The sequence below is a fragment of the Kitasatospora sp. NPDC092286 genome (assembly GCF_044755565.1).
GTDB lineage: Bacteria > Actinomycetota > Actinomycetes > Streptomycetales > Streptomycetaceae > Kitasatospora.
Window position 1 is genome coordinate 83,118 of sequence record NZ_JBIVRD010000014.1, and the last position, 22,804, is coordinate 105,921.

The following is a 22,804-nucleotide window of genomic DNA, read 5'->3' on the forward strand; positions in this document are numbered from 1 at the left end:
CAGGCGGGAGTTCGACGACGGCCCCAGGACGCGGACGTCCGAACGGGCCGGCCGCTCAGCCGCGGAAGAGGTTGTGGCCGACGTCGCTCGGCACCTCGTCCTGGTAGCCGGTGCTGTCCGGGCCGGGGACGTGCTCGCCCGGGACCGGTTCGGTGCTCTCGCGGTGCAGCAGCACCACGCCGTCCTCGGCCCAGATCTGCCGGTAGCCGTGCGCCAGCAGCAGCTCGATCCGGGCGGCCTGCTCGCGGTCGGTCTTGAACGGGAACGCCCGCTTGTCGGAGCGGATCAGCACGTAGTCCCGGCCGCGCGGGGTGCCGTCCACCAGGACCACGTCGGTCCGGGCGGTCAGCCGCGGGGCGGCCTGGTTGTCGGCCTCGACCGTCGCGCCGTCCGGGATCTGCGCGGCGCCCCGGATCAGCGCCGCCTCGCTCGGCTTCGGCTGCCAGTAGGCGGGGACGAACAGGTTCGCCACCCCGAGCGGCAGCGCGGCCGCGACCGTCACGGCGGCGGCCGCCACCCCGAGCCGCCGGGTGCGCACGCTGCCGTGGCAGCGGCCCAGTACCTCCAGCGCCGCGACCAGCAGGATCGGCCAGAGGAACGCGTCGTAGTGCCGGGCGATCGACCAGTGGTTGGGGTTGCTGGAGAGCACCCGCTCCGCCAGCAGCGGCACCGCGCACAGCACCGTCGCGGAGCGCAGCGGCAGGGCGAACAGCGTGCCGAAGAGCCAGAGCAGCAGCAGCGGCTTCAGCGGCGCGTCGAACATCGACGAGACGAGGATCGTCGGGTTGGACAGCACATGGGAGACGGCCGAGCCGCCGTCCTCGCCGAGCGAATCGTAGTTCCAGTAGTAGCCCGGCACCCCGCCCATCGCGGGCACCAGCCAGGCGATCGCGACCACCGAGGCGAGCGGCCCGCCGAGCAGGAAACCGGCACCCCAGCGGACCGTCCGCCGGCGCCGCGCGGTGTCCTCGTCCCGGCGGCCGCGCAGGATCAGCACCAGCCCGTAGGCGCCGACCGCCAGTCCGAGGTCCTCCTTGGTGCAGCAGAGCAGCAGGGCGGCCAGTGCGGCCGTGCCGTACCGGCGGGCCAGGCCGCGCTCCAGCATCAGCAGGGTCAGCGGCACCGCGAAGGCCACCTCGTGGAAGCCGCCGCGCGAGGCCACCAGCAGCGGCCAGCCCAGCCCGTACGCCAGCGCCGCCAGGTCGGCGGCGCGGCGGGCGGTGCGCGGGTCGGCGTCCGCGAAGCAGTGGTCGGCGACCCGGCGGATCAGCGGGACGCCGGCCGCGAAGAGCAGCGCCTGGCCGATCAGCAGCGAGCGCGGGTCGTCCCAGATCCAGTAGAGCGGCGCCATCAGCGCGATCACGGGGGAGAAGTGGTCGCCGAGGAGGGAGAAACCCGGGGGGAACTCGTGGTGGAAGCTCTTCAGCGTCGACACCGGCAGGCCGAGGTTCGCGTAGCCGCGCACACCCTGGTCGAAGATGCCGAGGTCGAAGCCGCCCAGCTGGGCGGTGGTCCACTGCTGCGCGCCGATGGCGAGGCAGACGGCGAAGCAGAGCAGGGTGAACCCGAGGGTGCGGGTGCGCGCCGAGAGGCGCGGGGCCGAGGCCGTCACGGGCGCGGCGGGCGGGTCGTCCCTGGTGCCCTCGGCGTCCGGGTGTGCCGTGACGTCGTGCCGGGACATTCCTGCTCTCCTCCTGCGTCCGGGGCGGGATCGGCGGACCGAACCGACACCGGCCGACCACACTAACGGACTACGGCCGGGACTCCGTCGGTTCCCGGCCGCCCCCGCGGCCCCGGCCGCCCAGGGCCCGCGAGCGGGATCGGCACGCTCCACATCGGTACGCTCTACTGCGGACCCGGGCCGGCCGGGCGCCGCAGTACGGAGGACTCACAGGTGACCGACAGCACGAGCACTGGCACGAGCGGTGGCACCGGCGCGAGCCCGGGCGTGGCCCTGGCGGCGGACTGCGGGAGCTGCTTCGGGCTGTGCTGCGTGGCGCTGCCCTTCGCGGCCTCCACCGACTTCGCGGTCAACAAGGCCGCCGGCACCCCGTGCCGCAATCTGCGGACCGACTTCAGCTGCGGCATCCACGTCCAGCTGCGGGACCGCGGCTTCCAGGGCTGCACGGTGTACGACTGCTTCGGAGCCGGTCAGCGCGTCTCCCAGGTGACCTTCGGCGGCCGGAGCTGGCGCGAGGCGCCGGAGGACGCGCAGGGGATGTTCGACGTGTTCCCGGTGGTGCGGCAGCTGCACGAGCTGCTCTGGTACCTCACCGAGGCGCTGACCTTCGCCCCCGCCCGACCCGTGCACGCCGAGCTGCGCCGGGTGCTGGAGGAGACCGACCGGCTCGCCCAGGGCAGCCCGGCCGAGATCCTCGCGGTGGACGTGCCGGCCCACCGGCAGCGGGTGAGCGAGCTGCTGCTGCGGGCCGGCGAACTCGTCCGGGCCGCCGTCCCGCGCCGCCGTGAGCACCGGGGGGCCGACCTGTTCGGCGCCCGCCTGCGCGGCGCGGACCTGCGGGGCGCCAACCTGCGCGGCGCCCTGCTCGTCGCCGCCGACCTCGGCGGTGCGGACCTGCGGCTCGCGGATCTGATCGGGGCCGACCTGCGGGACGCCAACCTGGCGGGTGCCGACCTCACCGAGGCCCTCTTCCTCACCCAGGCCCAGCTCAACGCGGCGCGCGGCGACGCCTCCACCCGGCTTCCGTCCGCCCTCACCCGGCCCGCCCACTGGCCGGACACGGCTGCCGGGGCCGCCCCGGCGGCCGAGCGCAGCCGGCCCGGCAAGCCCCAGAGCGGCCGTCCGGCCGGGCGCACCGGCAGGCCGCGCCGCCGCTGAGCGACCGCCGTTGAGGGACTGTCGTTGAGGGACTGCGGCTGAGTCACTGCCGGGGGCGGGTGCTGCTGCCCGTGCCGTTGTCCGTGCCGTCGGGGATGCTGTTCGCGCAGGGGGCGACGGCGGACAAGGAGCGGGCGATGCGGTTCGACGACGAGGCCGTGCGGGTGGCGGGCGGAGGAGCGCCCGATCAGCCGGCGATGCCCTGGGAGCGGTTCTGGCAGCTGATCGACGGGCTGGGCGGCGCGGCCGGGACCGCGGACTGCCAGGGTTTCGATGACGCCTGCGCCCGGCTGACCGAAGTCCTGGCAGAGCGGCCGCTGGAGGAGATCATCGGCTTCGGCGAGCGGCTCGCCGAGGCCCTGTACCGGCTGGACCGGGAGGACTTCGGCAGGCTGCCCGTGCTCGGGATGGAGCTGCCCGACGGCTCGCCGTTCCCCCAGTCGGACGACGGCTTCCTGTACGCGCGGGCCGCCGTGGTGGCCGCCGGCCGAGAGGTGTACGAGGACGTCCTCGGCCATCCCGAGCGGTTCGCGCCGTTCACCGCGAGCTCGTGCGAGTCGCTGCTGTACGTGCACGAGGAGGCGTTCGAGCTGGTGACCGGGGCGGAGTGGGACCGCCCGACCCGCTACGACTACGAGTCCTGCTCGAACCGGGAGGGCTGGCCCGGGCGCTGACCCCGGGGCCCGGCGGGAGGACCGGAATGGGAAGTCGGCCCCGTCGACTTCCCATTCCGGGGTAGGGGGCCTGCTCAGGCGAGGACGCGCAGTTCCACCGCCGGGCGGCGGCGCAGCAGGGCGAAGGCCGCGCCCGCGAGCAGGGTGAGCGCCACCAGGGTGAGCGCCTGCGGGGAGTCCCCGGGGTGGAGCGGCCAGGCCCAGGGCTGCGGTCCGCCGCCCCGGCGCCAGCCCGCGGCGGAGCAGAGCAGCGGGACGACGGCGACGGCCGCGGCGGCCGGGCGGTGGCCGATCAGCGGGTGCAGCAGCAGCGCCAGACCGGTGTACCCGGCGATGTTGCGGCCGAGGACGAGTGCGAGGTCGCCCTGTCCGGCCGCGCAGACGAGCACGCCCGCCAGTGCGCCGGCGGCCGCGACCGCGAGGGCGAGCCCGGTGTCCAGCCCGCGCAGGAACCGTCCGGCCACCGCCTCTGTCCGCAGGTCGCCCCGGCCTAGCCCGTGCAGCAGGTAGACCGCCGGGAACAGGGTGACGAGGTGCGCGACCAGGAAGTGCCCGGCCTGGCCGCGCAGCGCGGGCACCGGCAGCTCGCCGTCGCCGATGAGCAGGCCCACCGCGAACGTCCCGGCCAGTGCGGCGGCGATGGCCGGCACCGAGCGGGCCTTGCTCCACCAGATCACCGGTCACCGCCGTCGGCGAGCGCGGCCGGCGCGGCCGGCGCGGGCGGGGTCAGCGCGGGTGGCGCGTCGCAGCGCCGCATGGCTTCCGCATTCCGCTGGTACCAGTTGAGTTGGGCCTCCGGAGGGAGCCGCAGTACCTGTTCGGCGAGGGCCACGTCCGCCTCCCCGAACCGTCCGCCCGCGGGGTGCGGCGCGCTGCCGGGTGCCGCCTTCGCGGTGAGCCAGGCGGTCACCGGTCCGGCGGCCACGCCGGCCGGGTACGAGTCCCCGTGCAGGGCGCACGCGGGGACGCGGGGGACCAGCCCGCCGACCACGCCCGGCATCACGTCCGCCGCCCTGGCGGTGGTCGGGATGCCGAACTTGGCCTCGCCAGGGCCTGGTTGGGCCGCCATGGTGAGCACGCCAGGCACCGGTACGCCCCCGGAGGCCAGGGTGGTGACGACCCGTCGGGCCTCCTCGCGGACCGCGCCCGAGCGGGCCCCGCCCAGTTCGGGCCAGAGGCAGATCCTCGGCCGTTCGCCGTCGCAGACCAGCGCACTGGCGGGCCGGGCGAGGACGGGCGTCGGGCCGAGGTCCTGGGCCAGGTGCGCGGCGAGGCCGATCCCGCCGGCCGTCACCGCCAGCCCGGTGGCGAGCGCGATCGGGGCACCGCGCCGGCGGATCACCAGGACGGCCGCCGCGGACACCGCGCCGGAGAACGCCAGCGCGCTCAACACGGCACGTTCGTCCAGGACCTGATCCACCGAGCAGCAGTCGGAGAGGCCGCCGCCGACCAGGTGTCGCAGCCAGAACTCGTCGAAGGAGGCCGGATAGGCGTTCAGGACGAAGCTGCTGATCAGCGCGAGCGGCACGGCGAGGACGGACGCCAGGACCCGCCCGACGATCGACCCGACCAGGGTGTTCGCGACGAGCAGCCCGGCCCAGACCGCGAGGACGCCGGGCTGCGGCACCCCGGAGGCCGTGCTGCCGGCCAGCGCCGTGCTGCCGAGCGCGGCGGCCATGCCGAGCGCGCCCATCACGGCCACCGGCAGCAGGACGGGCGCGGTGATGGTCAGGGGGGACCGCACCGGCGAGTGGTCGAAGACCCGCCCCCGGTGCAGCCGGCCCGCCTCCCAGGCGCCCGCGGCCGCGCAGGCCGCGCAGACGAAGGGCAGGGCGAAGGTCGCGTGCCCGGCGGCGGAGAGTCCGTAGGCCGGGGTGACCCAGGCGGTGAGGTCGTCGCCGAGGGCGACCAGGACGAAGCCGACGAGGAACGGCAGCGCGCGGGTGGCGGCGGAGGTGCGCAGAACGGTGCGCAGCAGCATGGTCAGGCCTCCCGTTCGACCAGCCGCGTGTACGCGGCCTCGGCCCGCTCGCGCGGCGAACCGCTCGCCCCGGCGGCGAGCGCGTGGAACTCCTCGGTGCCGCCCTGGAAGCGGACTTCACCCTGGTCCAGCACCACCACGTGCCGGTAGGTGTCGGCGAGGTCCTCGGTCTGGTGGGTGGAGACGATCACATGGACCTCGTCGGCCAGGTCCTCGACCAGGCTGCGGAACATCCCGCGCTGGGCCGGGTCGAGCCCGGCGGTCGGCTCGTCCATCAGGATCAGTTCGCTGTGGTGGGCCAGGCACCCCGCGATGCCCATCCGGCGCAGTTGGCCGCCGGACAACTGGTGACCGCCGCGGTCGGCGAGCTGGGCGAGCCCGACCCGCTCCAGCGCGCCCGCCGAGGCGTGCCAGGCGGCCCCGCGCGACATGCCCTTGAGCCAGCCGGAGTACGCGACCTGCTCGCGCACGCTGAGCCCGGGCACCGGGGTCACCTGTTGCGGCAGCCAGGCCACCGCCCGCCGGTAGGCGGCCAGTTCGCCGCGCCCGGTGGCGGTCCGGCCGCGCCAGGAGACCGAGCCGTGGCCCGGCGTCAGCTGGGTGGCGGCCAGGGCCATGAGAGTGGACTTTCCGGCGCCGTTCGGCCCGAGCAGGACCGTGGCCGGATTGTCGATCCGTAAGGCGAGGCCGGTGAACAACTGGGCCTTCTGGGTGTACTGGAAGTCGACGCGGTGGAATTCAAGGGTCATGGCGGGGGCTCGACGCATTTCGCTCGGTGAGGTGGCGGGTCCGGGATCCGGGGTTCGGGGTCCGGAGCCGGGATCCCGGTCCGGGATCCGTGAGGGGAGAGCGGAGGAGCGGGGAGCGTCCGGGGTGTTCCGGCGGGAGGGGGCTTCCGCCGGAACACCCCGGACGCCCGTGGCGGGCGGTGGCCGGGGTCAGTACCGGACGCTCACCGAATCCACCCAGAGCTTGCCGCCGGAGCGCACCCCCTCCAGTGCGAAGTAGTAGTCGCCGGCGCTCTGGTCCCCCCAGGCGGACAGATCGCAGTGGTTCAGCCGGTAGCCGTAGGCCTTGTCGGGGCCGAAGACGTCCTTGTACAGCTGGAGATCGGCGTTCTTGAAGTCGTTGTTGTCGGTGGTGCAGCCCTGGAACGCCACGGTGGTGACGGTGTCGTCCCGGTCGCTGTCCCCCCAGCGGCGGGACTCCGAGCCGGGCCCCCAGTTGCTGATGTGGGACGTCCAGGAACCCTCCGCCAGGGCCGGCGTGGCCCCCGCGAACCCGAGCATCGCGGCGGCCACCAGAATGCCGCGAACGAGCTTGCGATTCTTTGCGTGCATATTCGTCCGATCTTTTCGGTGACGCCGTGCGGGCGCCATGCAGGCAAAAAGAAATGACCGGCGGTTCGACTACCGAGCTCACCCCGGTCGGACGATCCCCCCGCCGGGGAAGACATTAGCGTGCACGAACCGGCGGGGAGCACCATTTATTTCGGCCATTCGGCAGGCCTTGCCGCAGGATCGTTCGCGCGCAAGAGGGCGGACGAAAATGATCGCAGATTTAGCGTGTTCGATTGATTGCAGCATGGTGGGTCGGAAAATGTCGCTGTTTGATCGAAATGGCTGACTGTTTGTGTCCGTTCGAGCTGGGCGCCGAGCGCCGGTCTGGCTGGTTCCCGACCCCCGGTCGGCTATCCGGTCAGCAGTCGGGCGCGCAGCTCGCCGATCAGGTCGTCACCGAGGCCGAGTGTGTCGGTGACATAGGCGTGGACGGAGCCGTGCGCGGCGGTGAGGTCGGCGAGAGCCAGCCGGATCACGGTCTCGGGGGCGCGCCCGAACCCGGGCCAGCGGAGCTCGCGGCCGGGGTTGGCGGCGTGCCACCGTGCGACCAGCCGGGGCGTGGCGAGTTCGGTGAGCGCGAAGTCGGCGGCTATGTCGTCCTCGGAGACGCCGAGGAGGGAGAGGACCAGCGCGGCGATCAGGCCGGTGCGGTCCTTGCCGGAGGCGCAGTGGAAGACCAGCGGTTCGTCGGCGCCGGCGATCAGTTCCAGCACCCGGCGGATCTCCGCCACCCCGTCCTCGGCGACCTCGGCGAAGCGGTCGGCGAGATAGCGCCAGGGATCGAGGGCCGGGTCGATCTCGGCCTGGTCGTACGGGCGGTGCTCGATGGAGAGGTTGTGGTAGCTCAGGCCGTCCAGCTCCGGCACGCGGCCCGTGCGGGCCGTCTCCCACGGGTAGCGGAGGTCGATGACGGTGCGGACGCCGAGCGCCCGGAACCGTTCGAGATCGGCGGGCGAGCCGAGCCGGCCGAGCGAGTCGGCGCGGTAGAGGCGCCCCCAGCGGACCGACCGGCCGTCGGAGGCGGAGTAGCCGCCCAGGTCACGGAAGTTGTGCAACTGGTCGAAGACGATGTGTCGTGTCATGCGCGCACTCTAGGGCGTCGCCGTGGCCGCCGGGCGGCATGCGGCTGCCCCGGACCGGGTGGTGGTCCGGGGCAGCCGGGGGCGGGCCGGGTCAGCCCACGTGGCCGGGGCTGATGCCGGTCTCGGTGAAGTTGCCGCCGACGCCGTTGGCGCCGATCGCCAGGGCGGCGCTGAGGAAGGAGGCACCGCCGGGGCCGAAGTCGACGTCGGTGAGCTGGGCGGCGCTGCCGTTCGGGCCGACGGCGAACGCGCCCTGGTCGAAGTTGGCGTTGGGGACGGGGGAACCGTCGTGAGCCGAGGCGATGGTCGCCCCGCCGATGACCAGCGGGAGCGCGATGGCGGAGACGGCCAGGACGCGGTGCACAGTGCGCATGAGGAAAAGCCCTTCCAGGCATTGAAGGTGATGGTTCGGTCGGCCGCCGTGACGAAGCGGCCCTTCACCATCAACACACGCGCGCTCACGCACTGCCACCGGAGGCGGGCGTCCGGGGGGCAAGGTCACCCGGACGGCCACACGGCGCGGGGGCGCCCCCGCGCCGTGTGGCCGCGGTGTCACTCGGGCAGGCCCTTGAAGCTCGGCAGGATCGCCTTCATGGCCGTGTCGGTGTCCTCCCCGGCGTCGGCCTCACCGTAGACGGTGTTCCACGGTCGTGAGACCTCCAGGGCCTCGACCAGGATCCGGCCGTTGACGCCGTACCGGATGACCTGGGTGTAGGTCGGCGTGGAGGCGCCGGCCGTGGTCAGGTCGGCCGTGCTGGTCACCGCGAGTCCTTCGCCCCCTTCGCCCAGGGTGGGGCGGGCGGTGGTCCCGACCGGAGTGTCCTTGGCCCCGGAGGCCGTGACGGTACGGGTCTCGCAGGCCCGGGCGGCCGCCGCCAGCTCGGCGAACACCTTCTGGGCGTCCGGCTTCGGCGGCAGCAGGTACGCCCGCACCTGGAGGCCGTTCGTGTATTCGCGGATCAGCGCCGAGTAGCGCACGCCCAGGCCCACGGTCGGCCGACCGGTCTGACCGCCTCCGGTCGGGGTGAGGCTGCCGCTCTTCTCCGGCACCTCCAGACGGCACGGCGACACTTGCACCGGCTTTGTCCGGGAGGTGTAGTCGATGCCCGCGCCGTGCAGGCCGGCCAGCCCGGGCACGTAACCGGACTGCAGGATCTGCGCGATGTGCCGGGCGTTCAGGTCCGGGTGGTCCGAGGCCGGATCGTCCGCGGGGGCGGTGGTGCTGGACGACGAGGCGGAGCCGCCCGCCGAGCAGGCCGCCAGGAGAAGCGCTCCGGCGGCCAACACCACTGGAATCAAACGGCGTTCGGTCGTCTGCATGGCTCGCACCGTACCGTCCCGGCGGGCCCGGAGGGAGGCGATCGGCCGCACTGGCCGGCAACGGCCCGTGCGGGGGCGGTGCAGGTGTCGTGGGCGGCCGGGCGCGGCCGGTGTGTCAGGACCGGCCGGCGGTCTCGTCCGCCGTCATCCAGACATAGCCGAACCCGTTCGCCCACACCGCCGGTGGCCGGGCCGGACCGTACCCGCCGTCCCCGGTGGGCGAGTTGTGGCGCCGACGGCGCAGTCCGTGCAGGAAGGACGGCAGATTCGCCGCCCACAGCACCGCCGTCGTGATCAGGCCGGCCCACAGGAAGGTGCCGAAGCCCTCGATGCCGAGGGTGGGTCGCATGGCCGTGCTCAACCAGGACAGCAGCCAGAGCGTCAGCGCGATGGCGCAGACGCCGAAGGCGGCGACGAAGGGCAGGCCCGCGAGCAGGAGCGAGCGCAGGTGCGGCCAGCCGAAGTCGCTGTACACCGTGGCGCCGAGGCCGGCCAGGGCGAGGAGGAGGACGGCCAGCGCCGCCATGGTCGCCGTCGACCGCCACCACTCGTCGGCACCGAGACGGCCGATGCCGAGCCCCGACGTCAGGAGCCACAGCGCCCAGAAGCACGCGACCAGGCGCGTGAACCGGCCCACGGACCCGGTGGCCCGCCCCTTGCGGGTGAGGCACGCGCCCGGCATCGCCAGGGCCACCGACAGGAGGAGATCGACCAGGGGGGCCACCACGAACGGCCAGAAGCCGGAGATGTGCAGGGGGAGGCCGAGGTGGTCGCAGAGGACTTCCGTCAGCCACCACTGCACGGGCCCCAGTGTCACCGCGCCGATCAGCATGCCCAGGGCGGCGATACAGGAGACGGCCGCAGCGGCACCCTCGCTCCACCGGACGCGCCTCAGCAGTCGCTTCGCCAATCGGCCTGCCCGGATGGGGAGTCGGGACAGTACGAGGAAGACCAGCGCGACCGCCGCCTGCCGCCCCGCCGGTCCGTTCAGTTCGACGCCGCCGGTGATCTGTGCGGCGGTCCAGGCGGTGAGACCTCCCGCGCCGGCCCGGAGGACCTGTGTCGTTGCCGCGCCGGCCCGCCCTGCGGCTGTGGCGGTCCCGGCTTCCTCCGCGCTGCCTGCCGTCATCCGCGCATCGCCGCCCTTCACCCCCGGCCACCGCTCTGCCTGGTGCGGTGGGCCGCTTGTGAACTTGTACCCCGGGGCCGTGATGGTCACTCGGCCCGCCCCGGCCCCGCGAGTTCAGGGTCCGCGGCACGTCCGCCCGGTCGAGTGGGGGGCGGCTGGTTCGCCGGAACTCCCGGCGGCCGGGGCGATGGCAGAATGGACAAATGACGACGGACTATGGGAATTCCTCGCACCCCGACGCGGACTCCGAGCCGTGGTCCGCCGGAGACGTGGTCCATGAGGACCTTCTCGCGGCGAAGGCGCTGGTGTACGACCCGAACGGGTTCAGGTGCTCACGGCCGGTGGCCGAGGCCGAAAGCGCCGATTACGGGGCGTTCGGCTTCGTCCTGGACGGCTACTCCGTCAGGTTCCGCGCGGCCAGGACGACCCCGACCAAGGTCGGCCAGTTCGTCACGGTGTGGAAGAGGTCCGGCGACGGCCCGATCCAGCCCTTCGACGCCGAGGACGCCGATGACCTCTTCGTCATCAGTACCCGTGACGGCCGGGACTTCGGACAGTTCGTCTTCCCCCGTGAGGTGCTCTGCGAGCGGGACATCGTCGCGAGGAACGGCACGGGCGGGAAGCGGGGGGTCCGCGTCTACCCGCCGTGGGTCACCACGACGAACCGCCAGGCCCGCGGTACGCAGACCTGGCAGCTGAACCACTTCCTGCCCATCGGCGAGGACGGGCCGATCGACGCAGCCCGCGCCCGGGCGCTCTATCACCCGTGAGCCACTGACCCCGGCGTCGCACGCGTACCTCGCCCAACTCTGCCGGCGCGACCTCACCGCGCCGGGGACCACGCACGTCCCGGTCCCGCAGGAGCTCTCCCGGGAACATCCCGGGAATGTGGGATGTCGCCGCACCGACCGCCACTGCGAGGATGCGGCACGCGGAGCCGCACCACCGACCGGGTGCCGAACCACGCAAGCCGTCTAGGAACCCAGGACACGGGGCCTGGTGTCCCGCCTGCCGTTCCGCGCGTGCGCACTGGCTCCGGGAAAACTGCCATGCTTCTAACTGATCGTTTCAGAATGAGGTTCGGAGCTTTCGCAGGCAGATGATGCTGCAGGCGAGTTGGAGCAGGCCGAGGTGGAGGTCGGCGCGTATCTCGTAGCGGATCCGCAGGCGCTTGAACTGGTGGAGCCAGGCGAAGGTCCGCTCGACCACCCAACGTGTCTTGCCGAGTCCGGAGCCGTGGGCGACGCCCCGGCGGGCGATCTTCGGGGTGATTCCGCGGCGGCGGAGGATGCGGCGGTACTTGTCGTAGTCGTAGCCGCGGTCGGCGAACAGTCTTCGGGGGCGTCGTCGGGGCCGGCCGCGCAGGCCCCGAATCGGTGGGATGGCGTCCAGCAGTGGTAGGAGCTGGGTGACGTCGTGCCGGTTGCCGCCGGTCAGTGTGACGGCGAGCGGGGTGCCGTGCCGGTCGACGATCAGGTGGTGCTTGCTGCCCGGGCGGGCCCGGTCGACCGGCGAAGGTCCGGTGTGAGCCCCCCTTTCAGGGCCCTGACGTGCGAGCCGTCGATGGCGGCGTCGTCCATCTCCAGCAGCCCCGCCGCCCGCAGCTCGGCGAGCAGGGCCTCGTGCAGACGCGGCCACACACCGGCCTCGGTCCAGTCCCGCAGGCGCCGCCAGGCTGTGATCCCGCTGCAGCCGGTCCGCTCGGCAGGTACGTCCCGCCAGCTCACGCTCTTGCACAGCACGTACACGATGCCGCGCAGAGCAGCACGGTCGTCCGCGGGGAGCCGGCCGGGGTAGCGGTGGCGTCGCGGCGGACGTGGCGGCAGCAGCGGAGCCACCCGCTCCCACAGGTCATCAGGCACAAGATCATCCGACACGTGGAGCACTCTGCCGCCCGAACACATCAACTGCCAAGCCCCTGAGCTGAACTCATTTTGAAACGATCAGTAAGGAGAGTCGACGCTCTATGAGAATCCGCCGAATGGCCACCGCAGCGGCCACCGTAGCTGTGCTGGCGCCCCTGCTGGTCCTGACCGCCGGGACCCAGGCGAACGCCGCGCCGACGGCCGTCGTCCACACGTCGCTCGAACCCGGGGTTGATCAGCCGTCGAAGACCGACCAGTGCCTGGCGGCCTACAACGTCAACTACTGGGCGGGGGGCGCCTCCTTCGCTCTCGGCCAGCTGCACGCCTGCCTGGGCGACTGACCACCCCCGCGGGGCGTCAGCCGTTCAGCTGCCGCAGCACCAGGTCGCGGTACGGGATCGCGACCGTCGGGTTCCCGATGATGCCGAGAGCCTTCTCGGTCTCCTCGATGAGCTCGGCGGCCCCGGCAGCCGTGGCCCGGTTCACTTCGGTCTCGATGAAGGTGCCGACCCCGGCCACCGTGTCGATGCTGACTGTCACACCGGCGGTATCCGGATGCCGGTAGCTGGTGCGTGTCTTCTCGACCCTGACCAGCTCCCGCATTCCGATGCAGTCGGGCAGCCGTTCCGCCGTGGAGGCCTGCCCGCCGTCGCGGAGAACGACGTTCGTCTCGACCTTGGACACCACGTCGTCACTCCCGTGCGTCGTCGGGTTGGACGCGGGCTTGTACGTGATTTCTGCGAAGTCGCCCCGGTGCCGCACCCGTAGGCACTCCACGGTCGCCAGGTAGTCCACATCGGGGCGGCTGTAGTACGTGTCGATCTCGGTCACCGGCGCGCTGCCCACACAACCGAGTTCGGCAAGCAGGGGCCGAACGCCCGCACCGCCGTCCGGAAGCTCCCGCTTCCGCTCCACCTCGATCGTGCCGTCTTCCATGTCACCCTCCCGTGTTGACCGCCGAGTACACGCGGGCCGGATTGCTGAATGGAAATGCACGGCCGACCCCAGGGCGGCCCGACGATCCTCCGTATGGGAGGGAGTTCGGGGCTCTTGGGTCAGTGCGGGCGACCGTGGACGTGCCCGAGGCCGGCCGTGGAGCAAGGCCCGGCCTCGGTGGGGTGGGCTGAGGTGGAGTCAGCAGTTGGGGGTGGGGAATTCGTTGGCGCGGATGGCGTCGACGAAGGACTGCCAGGAGTTGGGGGAGAAGGTGAGGACGGGGCCTTCGGGGTCCTTGGAGTCGCGGACCAGCTGGCCGGGGTGGCCGTCGGCCACCTCGACGCAGAGACCGCCGTTGTTGTCGCTGTAGCTCGACTTGCGCCATGGAGCCTTGGAGGCATTGGCCTTGATGGGTGCCATGTTGAGAAGTCCTTCCCTCACACTGCGGATCAGGGCGGCGCTTTCTCGGGGAGACAGCGCGTTCGCCTGGAGGAGATCATAAGTCCGCTGCGTGCGTTGGACCTCCCTTGGATCCTCGATGAAGTGTCCATAATCCAGGCTTTCGGAGTAGATCCGCGTCTTGCCGTCAGGCGACGTGATCAGCGACATGGGAGTGCCGAACGGGGCGCGTGCACCGAGAGTGAATGGCGCGATCTGGTGCACGATGTCGGGGAGTTCCCCCATCCGCAGCAAGTGTCCGAGTTGCTCGTACATGACCTCGGGGCCGCCTACCAGCGAGCGGATGGCTGCCTCGGAGTGCACAACCATGAAGAGAGGCCCGTCGTCAGGACTGGTCAGCCGGTGTTGACGAGCGAGCCGGGACGTCACCCGCTCCTCGATCAACTCGGGGTTGCCTGCTGCGCTTCCCGACTCGAACAGAGCTCGGGCATAGGCCTCTGTCTGGAGGAGACCTGAGATACGTGCGATCTGGAACTCGCAGATCGTCGAGGCCTTCTCCTCGAAGCCCGCGTAGCGCCGGAACCAGTCCGGGTGCTCCACCCGCGCGTACCAGTCGATCTCCTTCCACAGCGCCATCAGCTGACCGCCTGTCTCCAGCAACTCGTCGGCGGTGATGACGAAGTCCTCCGGCGGGGTGCGCGTGCCGGCCTCGATCCGGGAGACGTGGGGGCGGCTGCACGGGACGAGCGCGGCCAGTTCGCCCTGGGAGACGCCCTTGGCCTCCCGGAGGCGGCGCAGGACGGCGCCGAACACGGCGCCCGCGCTCGATCGCAGGTTCGGGTTCGTGGACTTCTTGCGGGTCATGGTGCGAGCCCCCTGTGTCATGGCGTGCCTTGGAACTGGCTGATCCCTCGTCACCCGATCCGGAACAGCCGATGCTTAATCATGGAACTGCCGGACGTACTTGCACTAGTGAGTGCACGAAGCGCCACGCCCGCGCGCGGAAACCCCCATGCATCCAGAAGGTGGCACATCCATGCCCGAAGCCCTTGACAGAACCCTCGGTGACCAGTTCTGCTCGCTGCCCCGCCACCCGACCTCGGCTGCGGCGGCGCGCATACTCCTCCGAGGGTTCCTGTCCGACTTCAAGGGCGGCGAACACTACATCGAGGACGCAGAGTTGATCATCACCGAGCTGATCACCGCCGCCGTGCTGCGGCCCTGGAGACCCGAACACCTGCCCATTGACGTGGTGTTCGACCACTCCGCCTTCACCGGGCTGCGGATCGAGGTGTGCGACACCGGCCTGCCGGTCCGTGAAACCCTCCCGGTCGGCGGCGGGGGATCCCCGGGCCTGCGGCTGGTCCGCGAGCTGTCCGCCGACTGGGGCCACGAGTTGGTCGAGTGCGGCACGGTGACCAGCCGCTTCTGGGCGCACCTCGCACCGCCGCCACCCCTCTGACGCGGACGGGCCCACACCCGAAGGGGCGGCGGCGCCATCCGCGCCGCCGCCGCTCTCAGATGCCCAGGGACTCCAGCACCCGGCGGACCGCCTCGATCACCGGGACGCCCGCCGTGACCATCGACGCGACGCCGTTGATGTTCCTGAGCGCCTGCCGCAGGGTGCCCGGCGGCACGTTCTCGCCGGTCCCGATGGCCTCCAGGGACTCGTCGATGACCTGCTGGTCCTCGGCCGGCACCTGGTTGCGCAGGAACTGGACGGCGGTGATCATCTCCCGCATCGCGGCCCGGGGGTCGGCCGGGGCCTGGTTCTTGATGATGCCGACGTTGTGGTCGCCGTGCTGGGTGACCGAGTCGCCGATGTGGAAGCTTCCGCTCACCAGTTGACCTTCTTTCCGGTGTTGTTGTCGCCGAACTGGTTGATCTGGTCGCCGATGTGGACGTTCTCCACCTGGAGCTGGAACTCGGCCTGGGGGTTGTCGATCGCCTCCATGATCAGGCCGATGAGATGGTTCACCTCCTTGACGTCGGTGCTCACCACCGCCGTGTCCGACGAACTGGAGGTCTCGATGACCAGTTGGTGCAGTATCGGCCGGCGCAGCCGCCTGACCAGCTTGACGATGTTCAGCACGAACAGCGCCAGCACCACCAGCGCCGCGAACGTGGCCAGGCCGGACGGCGACGACGAGTCGCCGATGTTCTCCGTGATCGCCAGGGCGACCGCCCCGAGGACCACCACCAGGATCTCGGCCTTCAGGAAGGCCCGTACGGCGTACCCGCGTCTGGGCACGATCTCGAACCGCCGGGCCCGCGCGATGTTCTGCAGCGGGTAGGCGTCGGCGCCCACCCAGAGAACCCGCCTGCTCACTCTGACGTCGATGACGTCGCGTCTCCGTGCCATGGGACACGTTCCCCCGATCCGTCCCGCCACCCCGCCGGCGGCCCCGCAGACCTTGCGGAGGAGCAGCACCTTAGCAACAGCTTCCGCTGCGGGGACTGCTCTCTGCGGAAAGGTTATTGACGGAACGACAGAGCATGCGAAAGGGCTCCCGAACGGATGTCCGTCCGGTCCGGACGTTCCGGCTTCACGCGCTGCGGCCGGCGAGGACCTCGCGGATCACCGGGCGGGCGCGCCATGGGCCTCGGGGGTCAGGATGCGTCGAGACCGGCCAGCCGCTGGAGGGCGTGGCGCACCTGATCGACCGTCTGCGGGCGGGTGTCCAAGGTGAGGTGTGTGGACGCACCCTCGATGTACGTGTTGATCGCGCGGGCTGTCTCCTCGTCGAAGTAGGTCCGGAGTGCGGTGAATCCGGCGTCGATCATCTCGTGGACCAGCGGACGGAATTCGGAGCGGTGAGAGGCGATGGCGTAGAGCTCGTACGTGAGGTGGTAGATGTTCTGGTCCACGCCGAAGTCGTCGTAGATGAGCGCGATCACCGCATCGATGGCGTCGGCGGGTTCCAGGGTGCGCTCGAACCTCTTCTGGACGAGGTCGCGGATCCGCTGGGTGAAGCGGTGGAATGCCTCGTAGAGGAGTTCGTCGATGCCGGAGAAGTGATACGTCATCGAGCCGAGCGGGACTCCGCAGCGCTTGGCGACCACCCGGTGGGACGTTCCTGCCACGCCCTGTTCCGCGATGCAGTCGACGGCGGCGTCGATGATGCGGTCCCGACGTCCCGCGTCGACTTGATTGGCCATCGATTCCGCCTCCGGACTGCGTATGGGCTGCGCGTTGTACAGGGATGATCGTACGCGAGCCGACACAGCGGGTGGCGGCCCTGTCGGGCGGCCACCCGCTGGCCTATTCCGCCAGCCAGACGGCGCAGTCGGCGGGAAGGAGGTCCGTCACGCCGTCCGCGCTCGCCACGAGCACGCGCGCGCTCGCGGGAATCGGCCAGGGCGCGGAGCCGAGGTTGAGCACGATCCGGGTGGCTCCCCGGTCGTTGGTGACGTCCAGCGCCACGAGATCCGGTCCGAGGTCGACGAGCGCGAGCGACCCGTTCCCCAGCTGTCGCTGCCGTCGTACGGCGAGCAGGCTCCGGTAGAGCTCCAGGGTGGAGCCGTCTCGGCCGTGTTGCCGGTCCACGGCGTAGTCACCGAAGTCGGCGGGCTGCGGGAGCCATGAGGCGCCGGTGTCGTTGAAGCCGAACGCCGGGGCGTCCTTCTTCCAGGGGATCGGCACCCGGCATCCGTCGCGACCGAGGCGGTGCCCGCCCCCACGAAGGAAGTCGGGGTCCGTGCGGGCGTCGGCGGGGAGCTCGATCACCTCGCGAAGGCCGAGTTCCTCGCCTTGGTACAGGTACGAGCTGCCGGGGAGGGCGAGCATGAGCGCCGTCGCCGCCCGCGCCCTTCGCAGCCCGAGTTCGGTGTCCGGCCGGGGCTCGGTGGCCTCGAGTATCCACGGTGCCATCGTCGGGTCGGCCCGCACGAGCCGGGTCGCGTGACGAATGACATCGTGGTTCGAGAGCACCCAGGTCGCCGGCGCGCCGACGGAATCCGCGTTCCGCAGCGTGGTCCTGATCTGTGCCCGCAGGGCTTCGGCGTCCCAGGTCGCGCGCATGTAGTCGAAGTTGAACGCCTGCTGGAACTCGTCCGGTCGCACGTACAGGGCGAGCCGGTCGTGGGGCGTCACCCAGGCCTCCGCGACCATCGCCCGCTCCCCGGGGTAGCTGTCGAGGATCGCCCGCCACTCCCGGTAGATGTCGTGCACGCCGTCCTGATCGGCGAACGGCACGGCGTTGGTGGGGAGCGCGCCCCTGTTGTACGCGTCCCAGTCGGCATCGAAGTCGGAGAGGCCGGGCGCCTTGACCAGGTGGTGGGCGACGTCGATCCGGAAACCGTCGACGCCCCGGTCCAGCCAGAACCGCAGTGTCCCCGCGAACATCTCCCGGACTTCGGGATTCTCCCAGTTGAGATCGGGCTGCTTCCGGTCGAAGAGATGCAGGTACCACTGTCCGTCCGCCACCTGCGTCCACGCCGGTCCGCCGAACTCGCTGGGCCAGTTGTTCGGCACCCCTGGGGAATCGACGAACCAGTACCGGGCACGCTCGGGAGAACCCGGGCCGGCCGCGAGTGCCGCCTGGAACCAGGGATGCTCGTCACTCGTGTGGTTGGGCACGATGTCGATGATCACCCGGATACCGAGCGCGTGTGCGGTCGCGATCAGGTCGTCCGCATCGGCGAGCGTTCCGTACATCGGATCGACGTCGCGGTAGTCGGCGACATCGTATCCGCCGTCCGCTTGCGGAGAAGGATAGAAGGGAGAGATCCAGATCGCGTCGACACCGAGGTCCCGAAGGTAGGCGAGGCGCTGCTTGATGCCGCCGAGATCGCCGTTCCCGTCGCCGTCCGAGTCGGAGAACGAGCGCGGGTACACCTGGTAGATCACCGCGGTGCGCCACCATTCCGCGGTGTCGAGAGCATCGTGCACGTGCTCGACGGCGGAACCGGTCATCGCGTGGTGCTTTCGCAGGCTCATGCCTCGCCCTCCGGTGCGAGAGAAACGGACTCGGCACGACGCCTCCGCAGGTCAGCGAGGATCTGCGGATGCTCCTTGTCGAGGTGGTAGAAGGCCAGGACGGCGGCCATCGCGATGGCGAAGACCAGGGGCAGCCAGATGAAGACGAAGTCGATCGCGCTGATGGCGGATGCCGGCTGAGTCGCGCCACCGCCCTCTCGGAATCCGCCGAATCCAAGCATCCAGCCGATGGAGACACCGCCGAGGGCGCCGCCGATCTTCTGCCCGATGGTCGCACCCGCGAAGACGAGCCCCTCGGCGCGAAGACCGCTGCGCCACTCCTCGTACTCGATCGTGTCGGCGACCATGCCGAACAGAACCGCGAACATGCTTCCCACGCCGACGCCGCCGACCGAGAGACCGGTGAGGACGACCGGAAGCGACGCGGGAGCCACCGCGATGACCAACTGCCCCACGACCATCGCGACGCATCCCAGCAGCGAGATATTGCGCTTGCCGATCCGTCTCACCAGGGGGATCGCAAGGAACACACCGGCGAATTCGACGATCGTGCGGAACGTGAAGAGCATCGTCGCGAGGTTCTCGTCACCCAGCGTGTACTGGGCGTAGTACGGGTAGACCCCGACAAGGCCGTACGCCGACAGCAGCAGGATTCCGAGGAGCGTGAGCTGGAGCCAGTACTTGTTGCGCAGCAGCGACGCGAGACCCTCACGGGTCGTGAACGGGCGGCCCACCGCCACGACGGGGGTCACCGCGTCGGATGAACCGGCCTCGTCCGGCGCGCGGGACGAACCGACGCGCTCCTTGCAGAACACGAACACGATGAAGAAGAGGACAACGGCAAGTCCGCCGTACAGCGAGAACGTCAGCGTCCACGCACCGGCGCCTCCGCCGAACGCATCGACGAGCGGCATGGTGAGCGCGGCGACGATGAGTGTCCCCACATAAGCACCGACCATGCGGAACGTGCTCAACAGGCCACGATCCCCGGCGTCTTCGGTCATAAGAGCGCTGAGAGCCCCGTAGGGGATGTTCATCGCGGTATAGATGACGACACCCGAGATCATATAGGTCGCGAATGCGTAGACTATTTTACCGGTCTCACCGAGGTTCGGAGCCGAGAACAGAAGTGCCGCACTCGCGCCATAAGGAACGGCAAGGAAAAGCAGCCACGGCCGGGCCTTTCCGAACCTTGAGCTGAGCTTCTCCATCAGCACGCCGACAACGAGGTCCCATACTCCGTCGAGCAGACGGGCCACCAGGAACATCGTGCCGACGGTTGCTGCCGGAATTCCGACGACCTCAGTGTAGAAGAACATGAGGTACGTGCCCGTCGCGACATACACGAGGTTGAACGCGAGGTCACCGCTCGAGTAGGCGACTTTTTCCGGAAATGGGACGCGAGCTGTCACCGAGCCGCTGGTTCTTGGCATCACAAACGGTCCTTTCGAGGCTCCGGCAGAGCGCCTCGTCGCTGAGGTGAGGAAAGGCATGCGTTGCGTGCGCACACCGCTTCACGGGCGGCGCGCGGAGTCGCTGTCGTCGGCCGATCGCGCCGAGATGATGTACGACCGTACACCACGATGTGTACGACCGTACACCCAGCGTCGACTTGCTCCACCCTGATGCTCCCCGAGCCGATGCGGCTTTCGTCCAACGCCTCGATCCGGCGTCGGGAAGCTGTCGATCGGTGCCGTGTCGCCCCGTCGTACGGAACTCGGCCCAGGGGATCTCCGCACCGTAGGCGCGGGAGGGGGCAGTAACGCCCGCCCCCTTCGAGGGCAACAGTCGGCCCGGGGGCGATCTCGGTGGATCCCGCGTCCTGCACCACCGGCAGCTCGCTGGCGAGCAGCTCAGCCCAGGCCTCCGGCGAGGCGGTCCGCACCGCGAGCGCGAAGGGGGGCTTGTGGGCTGCTCCGGCGGCTCTGCGACCGCAACCGTCACGTGCACGGCGGTGAACTGCGCGAACCCCGCGTGACCTGTCTCCCGGGTGTGCTCGGCCATGTCGAGCGCGAGCAGGTCAGGAAGCGTCCAGTGCCGGGGCGATGACGGCGAAGGCCCGGGCGGTCAGTTCGGCGGGATCCTCGCTGCCGTCGCTGTCGCTCCACCGCTGCAGCACGGCGTCGAAGGCGGTCAGTGCCATTCCGGCGGCCAGTCGCGGATAAAGGTCGGTGTCGGGGTCGAGCCCCTGGCGGAGCGCCAGTTCTGCGGTCAGCTCGTCGCGCCATCGCGCCTGGCGCTCCAGGAAGCGGGCGAGCAGGGCGGGGGTCCGCAGGATCAGCTGCACCACCCGCAGGGCCCGGTCGGCGTGGTCGCCGCAGGCCCTGACGGGGACCGAGACGGCGTGCAGCAGTGCCACGGAGGGCCGCTCCCCGACGGGGCGGGCTGCCAGTCCGGCGCGCATGCCGGTGCCCAGGTCGGCCAGGAACTGGACGACCACGTCCTCCTTGGACGCGAAGTACCGGAAGAACGTGCGCTTGGACACGCCGGCGGCGGCCGCGATCTCGTCGATGGTGACCACGTCGAACCCCTTCACCGTGAGCAGCTCCAGCGCTGCCGCGGTGAGCTCGTCCGAGACGAGTCGGCGTTTGCGTTCGGCCATGGTGAATTCGGGGCGGGTGCTCACCGGCCCATGGTAACGCCATGCCTTCCGCGGCACTCGGGGGCATCTTGACACCGAGTGACACCAGCGACAGCATGTGCCGAATGACACAGAAACAGCGCTGGACGATCGATCAGATCCCGGACCAGACAGGGCGGGTGTTCGTCGTCACCGGAGCCAGCAGTGGCCTCGGCCTGGCGACCACCCGCGCACTCGTCCGCAGGGGCGGGCACGTGATCCTCGCGGTGCGGGACGTGGGGAAGGGGGACCGGACGGTCGCGGAGATCACCGATCAGCAGCCGGGCGCCGGTCTTGAGGTGCGCCACCTCGACCTGGCCGATCTCGACTCCGTCCGGTCCTTCGCCGACCAGGTGCGCGCCGATCATCCGCGGCTGGACGTGCTCGTGAACAACGCGGGCGTGATGGCGCCGCCGCGATCGCTGAGCGCGCAGGGCCACGAGCTGCAGTTCGCCGTCAACCATCTCGGTCACTTCGCGCTCACCGGGCTGCTCCTCGACCTGCTGGCCGTCGGGCGCGATCCCCGCGTGGTCACGGTGAGTTCGCTCAGGCACCGGAACGGTCGCCTGCGCTTCGACGACCTCGCGGGCGGGCGCGGCTACTCGCCGATGGCCTTCTACGACCAGTCGAAGTTCGCCAACGCCGTCTTCGGCCGGGAGCTTCACCGACGGCTGGCCGAGGCCGGCAGCCCGGTGCGCAGCGTGCTTGCCCATCCCGGCTACACCGCCACCAGCCTGCAGACGAGTGGGCCGGTCGGCCTGTGGCGGGTGGTGTTCGGCAGCATCGGAAACCCTCTGCTCGCCCAGGCCCCGGACCGCGGCGCCCTGCCCCAGTTGTACGCGGCGACCGAGCCGACGGTGGAGGGCGGGCAGTTCATCGGCCCGGACGGACCGGCCGAGCTGCGCGGCGGACCGACGCGGGTGCGGTTGTCGGCCGGGGCCGCCGATGAGGGGACCGGCCGCCGTCTGTGGGAGGTGTCGGAGCAGCTGACCGACGTGCGGTTCGCGTTTCCGACCCCGGCCTGACGACGGATCCGGCCGGACCGGTGGGGGCGGTTGAACAGGAAGTCGACGGGCCCGACTTCCTCTGCTCATCCGGTGCTCTTCCGCCGTGCGTGGTGCCCGAGCCGGCCGCCGATGTCCTGGTGGCTCACCGGTGGCCTCCCCCGATCGGGGGAGCGTTTTCTCCCGCCTTCCCGCGATGCGCGCCCGATACCCCGGAGGCGAGGATCGTGTCCTGCTCAGTCGACGAGAGGACGGTTGTTGAACACGCAAGGCAGCGAGACGTGGGCCACGGGGACGGACCCGTACTCCCCCCGCTCCCAGGGTCCCGGTCATGGCATGCGGTCCCCGGTCGGCAGGAACGGCCTGGCCGTGGCAGCCATGGTGCTGGGTGTCATCGGTCTGATCACCTCGATCATCTCCGTCGGCGGCCTGTTCGGAGTCATCGGCCTGATCCTGGGCATCGTGGCCCTGACGAAGGCCAGGCGGAGCGGCGTCGGCCGGGGCATGGCCATCACCGGCGTGGTGGCGTCGTTCCTCGCGATCGTGGTGTCCGTCCTGGTCGCCGTCTTCATGGTCTGGTACGCCAACAACACGCAGGAGTGCTACCGGCCCGACAGCCTCCGGCAGTACCAGCAGTGCGTCCACCAGCAGCTCACCGGGCACTGACCGGGGCCGG

At 71.0% G+C, this 22,804-nt stretch carries 25 protein-coding genes; 7 read left to right on the plus strand and 18 right to left on the minus strand.

Annotation, left to right across the window (positions count from 1 at the left end; genetic code table 11):
• Positions 1–55: 55 nt before the first annotated feature.
• Positions 56–1,681, minus strand: a complete 1,626-nt coding sequence (locus tag ACIQIB_RS16745) for a DUF2079 domain-containing protein (protein WP_400758637.1) — start codon at positions 1,679–1,681, stop codon at positions 56–58.
• Between the two features lie 213 nt (positions 1,682–1,894).
• Here ACIQIB_RS16745 and ACIQIB_RS16750 point away from each other — a divergent pair, with 213 nt between their 5' ends.
• Both ACIQIB_RS16750 and ACIQIB_RS16755 read left to right on the plus strand, forming a co-directional pair.
• Positions 1,895–2,839, plus strand: a complete 945-nt coding sequence (locus tag ACIQIB_RS16750; RefSeq protein WP_400656503.1) for a pentapeptide repeat-containing protein — start codon at positions 1,895–1,897, stop codon at positions 2,837–2,839.
• A 71-nt stretch (positions 2,840–2,910) separates the two neighbouring features.
• The gene (locus tag ACIQIB_RS16755; protein ID WP_363613587.1) at positions 2,911–3,513 is read left to right on the plus strand and encodes a DUF4240 domain-containing protein; all 603 of its coding nucleotides are present in this window, start codon (positions 2,911–2,913) and stop codon (positions 3,511–3,513) included.
• Positions 3,514–3,587: 74 nt separating this feature from the next.
• Here ACIQIB_RS16755 and ACIQIB_RS16760 read toward each other — a convergent pair whose 3' ends face one another.
• From ACIQIB_RS16760 to ACIQIB_RS16795, 8 genes are all read right to left on the minus strand, one after another.
• Positions 3,588–4,190: a hypothetical protein gene (locus ACIQIB_RS16760; protein WP_400758639.1), complete on the minus strand. Its 603-nt coding sequence runs from the start codon at positions 4,188–4,190 to the stop codon at positions 3,588–3,590.
• The gene (locus ACIQIB_RS16765) at positions 4,187–5,494 is read right to left on the minus strand and encodes a hypothetical protein (RefSeq protein ID WP_400758641.1); all 1,308 of its coding nucleotides are present in this window, start codon (positions 5,492–5,494) and stop codon (positions 4,187–4,189) included. Before ACIQIB_RS16765 ends, ACIQIB_RS16760 begins: the two co-directional genes overlap by 4 nt.
• A 2-nt stretch (positions 5,495–5,496) precedes the next feature.
• Entirely contained in the window at positions 5,497–6,243 is a 747-nt protein-coding gene (locus ACIQIB_RS16770; RefSeq protein ID WP_363613581.1) for an ATP-binding cassette domain-containing protein, read from the minus strand.
• A gap of 189 nt (positions 6,244–6,432) precedes the next feature.
• Positions 6,433–6,834 (minus strand): hypothetical protein, encoded by a 402-nt coding sequence (locus tag ACIQIB_RS16775; protein WP_363613579.1) that lies wholly within the window; start codon positions 6,832–6,834, stop codon positions 6,433–6,435.
• A gap of 350 nt (positions 6,835–7,184) precedes the next feature.
• Positions 7,185–7,916 (minus strand): tyrosine-protein phosphatase, encoded by a 732-nt coding sequence (locus tag ACIQIB_RS16780; protein ID WP_400758643.1) that lies wholly within the window; start codon positions 7,914–7,916, stop codon positions 7,185–7,187.
• Between the two features lie 91 nt (positions 7,917–8,007).
• Positions 8,008–8,289, minus strand: coding sequence for a hypothetical protein (locus tag ACIQIB_RS16785; RefSeq protein WP_363613575.1), 282 nt, complete (start codon positions 8,287–8,289; stop codon positions 8,008–8,010).
• Positions 8,290–8,468: 179 nt separating this feature from the next.
• Positions 8,469–9,236 carry a hypothetical protein gene (locus ACIQIB_RS16790; RefSeq protein WP_400758645.1) on the minus strand — a complete coding sequence of 256 codons (768 nt, stop codon included), beginning with the start codon at positions 9,234–9,236 and terminating at the stop codon, positions 8,469–8,471.
• 115 nt (positions 9,237–9,351) lie between these two features.
• On the minus strand, positions 9,352–10,365 hold the full coding sequence (locus tag ACIQIB_RS16795; RefSeq protein WP_363613571.1) for a hypothetical protein: 1,014 nt from the start codon (positions 10,363–10,365) through the stop codon (positions 9,352–9,354).
• A 203-nt stretch (positions 10,366–10,568) separates the two neighbouring features.
• On the opposite strand from ACIQIB_RS16795, the gene ACIQIB_RS16800 reads away from it, so the two are divergent.
• Entirely contained in the window at positions 10,569–11,135 is a 567-nt protein-coding gene (locus ACIQIB_RS16800) for a MepB family protein (protein WP_363613569.1), read from the plus strand.
• A 298-nt stretch (positions 11,136–11,433) separates the two neighbouring features.
• Here the strand turns inward: ACIQIB_RS16800 and ACIQIB_RS16805 are convergent.
• A protein-coding gene (locus ACIQIB_RS16805; protein ID WP_400758648.1) for an IS5 family transposase occupies positions 11,434–12,242 on the minus strand; the annotation gives its coding sequence in 2 pieces (ribosomal slippage) (positions 11,434–11,903 and positions 11,903–12,242; 810 coding nt in all).
• Positions 12,243–12,346: 104 nt separating this feature from the next.
• Between ACIQIB_RS16805 and ACIQIB_RS16810 the strand changes: the two genes are divergently transcribed.
• Positions 12,347–12,571, plus strand: a complete 225-nt coding sequence (locus tag ACIQIB_RS16810) for a hypothetical protein (RefSeq protein ID WP_363612339.1) — start codon at positions 12,347–12,349, stop codon at positions 12,569–12,571.
• Positions 12,572–12,587: 16 nt separating this feature from the next.
• Here the strand turns inward: ACIQIB_RS16810 and ACIQIB_RS16815 are convergent, their stop codons facing one another.
• Both ACIQIB_RS16815 and ACIQIB_RS16820 read right to left on the minus strand, forming a co-directional pair.
• A complete protein-coding gene (locus ACIQIB_RS16815) occupies positions 12,588–13,166 on the minus strand; it encodes a class IV adenylate cyclase (protein WP_363612341.1) in 579 nt (192 codons plus the stop codon).
• Between the two features lie 198 nt (positions 13,167–13,364).
• Positions 13,365–14,429, minus strand: a complete 1,065-nt coding sequence (locus ACIQIB_RS16820; protein ID WP_400758651.1) for a Scr1 family TA system antitoxin-like transcriptional regulator — start codon at positions 14,427–14,429, stop codon at positions 13,365–13,367.
• 172 nt (positions 14,430–14,601) lie between these two features.
• Here ACIQIB_RS16820 and ACIQIB_RS16825 point away from each other — a divergent pair, with 172 nt between their 5' ends.
• The gene (locus ACIQIB_RS16825) at positions 14,602–15,027 is read left to right on the plus strand and encodes an ATP-binding protein (RefSeq protein WP_400758653.1); all 426 of its coding nucleotides are present in this window, start codon (positions 14,602–14,604) and stop codon (positions 15,025–15,027) included.
• Between the two features lie 55 nt (positions 15,028–15,082).
• On the opposite strand, the gene ACIQIB_RS16830 is transcribed toward ACIQIB_RS16825, so the two are convergent.
• The 6 genes from ACIQIB_RS16830 to ACIQIB_RS16855 all read right to left on the minus strand — a co-directional run bounded on the left by ACIQIB_RS16830 (position 15,083) and on the right by ACIQIB_RS16855 (position 21,106).
• Positions 15,083–15,406: a hypothetical protein gene (locus ACIQIB_RS16830; protein ID WP_400656486.1), complete on the minus strand. Its 324-nt coding sequence runs from the start codon at positions 15,404–15,406 to the stop codon at positions 15,083–15,085.
• Positions 15,403–15,927 carry a DUF6232 family protein gene (locus tag ACIQIB_RS16835; protein ID WP_400758655.1) on the minus strand — a complete coding sequence of 175 codons (525 nt, stop codon included), beginning with the start codon at positions 15,925–15,927 and terminating at the stop codon, positions 15,403–15,405. The genes ACIQIB_RS16830 and ACIQIB_RS16835 overlap by 4 nt, the downstream gene beginning before the upstream one ends.
• 248 nt (positions 15,928–16,175) lie before the next feature.
• The gene (locus ACIQIB_RS16840; RefSeq protein WP_400656481.1) at positions 16,176–16,724 is read right to left on the minus strand and encodes a TetR/AcrR family transcriptional regulator; all 549 of its coding nucleotides are present in this window, start codon (positions 16,722–16,724) and stop codon (positions 16,176–16,178) included.
• A 103-nt stretch (positions 16,725–16,827) separates the two neighbouring features.
• Positions 16,828–18,480: a glycoside hydrolase family 13 protein gene (locus ACIQIB_RS16845; protein ID WP_400758752.1), complete on the minus strand. Its 1,653-nt coding sequence runs from the start codon at positions 18,478–18,480 to the stop codon at positions 16,828–16,830.
• 20 nt (positions 18,481–18,500) lie between these two features.
• Positions 18,501–19,937, minus strand: a complete 1,437-nt coding sequence (locus tag ACIQIB_RS16850) for an MFS transporter (protein ID WP_400758657.1) — start codon at positions 19,935–19,937, stop codon at positions 18,501–18,503.
• A 587-nt stretch (positions 19,938–20,524) separates the two neighbouring features.
• Positions 20,525–21,106 carry a TetR family transcriptional regulator gene (locus ACIQIB_RS16855; RefSeq protein ID WP_400656554.1) on the minus strand — a complete coding sequence of 194 codons (582 nt, stop codon included), beginning with the start codon at positions 21,104–21,106 and terminating at the stop codon, positions 20,525–20,527.
• A 104-nt stretch (positions 21,107–21,210) separates the two neighbouring features.
• On the opposite strand from ACIQIB_RS16855, the gene ACIQIB_RS16860 reads away from it, so the two are divergent.
• A complete protein-coding gene (locus ACIQIB_RS16860; protein ID WP_400758659.1) occupies positions 21,211–22,149 on the plus strand; it encodes an oxidoreductase in 939 nt (312 codons plus the stop codon).
• 348 nt (positions 22,150–22,497) lie between these two features.
• Positions 22,498–22,794, plus strand: a complete 297-nt coding sequence (locus tag ACIQIB_RS16865) for a DUF4190 domain-containing protein (RefSeq protein WP_363612355.1) — start codon at positions 22,498–22,500, stop codon at positions 22,792–22,794.
• Positions 22,795–22,804 lie beyond the last annotated feature (10 nt).